The following is a 309-nucleotide window of genomic DNA, read 5'->3' as shown; positions in this document are numbered from 1 at the left end:
CCCAAGGCTGGGCCACGCCGGCCGGGCCCGAGGGACGCTTCTGCACCCAAGAGCCGGGACGGTTGATGCAGCCCATGAGGATGTCGAGAATGGCGATGGCCATGGGGCCATCGGAAGCGGCCACGTACTGGTCGGTGGGCACGCCCAAGCTGATGCCGGCGGCCGGAGCGCCCTCGGCGTAGGTGTTGATGGCGGCCTCGATGCGTTCGGCGTCGAGCCAGCAGATCTCGGCGGCCTTCTCGAGGGTGTACTCCTCGCAAGCCTCCCACAGGGCGCGATAGGCGGTACGGCTCTTCTTACCCTTCACCT

General features: G+C 68.0%; 1 pseudogene. It reads right to left on the bottom strand.

Annotation, left to right across the window (positions count from 1 at the left end):
* Positions 1 to 309, bottom strand: a pseudogene (locus tag PZH32_RS12495) (molybdopterin-containing oxidoreductase family protein); the annotation flags it as partial.

This window comes from Adlercreutzia equolifaciens, from assembly GCF_029076695.1.
Taxonomy (GTDB): Bacteria; Actinomycetota; Coriobacteriia; order Coriobacteriales; family Eggerthellaceae; genus Adlercreutzia; species Adlercreutzia equolifaciens_A.
The sequence above is the reverse complement of the archived record's forward strand: the minus strand, read 5'-3'. Positions and strand labels throughout refer to the sequence as shown.